Source organism: Caballeronia sordidicola (assembly GCF_000729995.1).
In the GTDB taxonomy this organism is placed as follows: domain Bacteria; phylum Pseudomonadota; class Gammaproteobacteria; order Burkholderiales; family Burkholderiaceae; genus Caballeronia; species Caballeronia sordidicola_A.
On the sequence record NZ_JNFG01000131.1, the window covers coordinates 1 to 480 of the forward strand.

General features: G+C 60.0%; 1 protein-coding gene. It reads left to right on the forward strand.

Translation table 11 applies throughout. The annotated features are described in order from the left end of the window. Nucleotides 1-23 precede the first annotated feature (23 nt). A partial coding sequence (locus FH08_RS0134045) for a helix-turn-helix domain-containing protein (RefSeq protein ID WP_152602989.1) occupies nt 24-480 on the forward strand: 457 nt, incomplete at its 3' end.

A 480-nucleotide genomic window follows, 5' to 3' on the forward strand; every position in this document is an offset into this window, starting at 1 on the left:
TTAGTCGGGCTCTGGAGCGTGAAGTGGGCTCGGTGCATCGGATGCTTGCTGAGCGCGGTGGGATCGCACCGCCGCCAAGAAAGCGCTCGCCACGTGCACTGACGTCCGAGGAGCGCGAAGCGATCTCGCGTGGGCTGAGCGCAAACTGGTCTTCAAACCGCATTGCAGCGAGCCTGAACCGAGCGCCATCGACGATCAGCCGGGAGATCGAACGCAACGGCGGCCCGATAAAGTACCGCGCCCAACAGGCCGACGCCAATGCCTGGAAGAGCGCGCTACGGCCCAAAGCGTGTGCCCTTTCAAACCGGGCGCGACTACGCATGCTCGTGGCGAGTAAGCTCAAACAACAATGGGCACCTGCGCAGATATCGGGCTGGCTCAAACGGCAGTTTCCAGTCAATAAGCTCATGCAACTATCACACGAAACGATCTACCGAAGCCTGTATGTACAAGCCCGGGGCGTCCTTAAAAAAGAGCTGA